Below are 717 nucleotides of genomic sequence, written 5' to 3' on the forward strand. Positions count from 1 at the left end.
CATTGAATCTCGCTTTGCTCGATTCTCGGGGCAATTTTCTTTTTTATGTTGACGTAAAGTTAATTTTAAAAAAGCAAGGGTAAAAGCAAAATCAATTATGGATTCGCTTCACTCATAAAACTTTATACTCGCTATAGCTCGTCTAACATTCATTATAAGTATACATTGAACCTATTTTCACAGCCCAAAAGAGCAGTTTTTCAAGTAATCTAGACACAAACTATGGTAGGGTCGCTCGTAGACACTCGCTTGGTAAATATCAAACTGAATTAGATAAAATCCTATCAATTGTATTTGTCTTTATATTTTTTAATTTCGATGCTAGATAGTGGTTCACCATTACTTTTCCACATTGATAATCCTTCAATCACATCAAAAAATAAATCTCGCTGTTTAAACCTAATTTCCTGCTGTTCTTTAACTTCTTTAAATATTTTGGTCTTTTTAAGTTTTCCTTGAAATTTAATAGAACCCTTAATGAAATTCTTGATTTCTTCAGGTGTTTTTTGATGTATATCAATACAAAGTTCACTCATCAAAGATAAAACAACAGCTCCTATCTCGTATTTACGTCTATTTTCCTCATTACGCCTTTTTTGAGCTTCTGATATAGATTTCCCTGATTTCTTTAAAACATCGCGTCTACGCTCATTTTCAAGCCTTATACGATCATTTAAAACCGCCTTTTGGATCTTCATATAAGATTCTAATGCTCGA

General features: G+C 31.9%; 1 pseudogene. It reads right to left on the reverse strand.

The window, feature by feature from the left end:
• Positions 1–284 precede the first annotated feature (284 nt).
• A pseudogene (locus tag AC1MPL_RS00015) lies at positions 285–717 on the reverse strand (hypothetical protein); the annotation flags it as partial.

The sequence above is a fragment of the Acinetobacter sp. N1-1 genome, assembly GCF_056711485.1.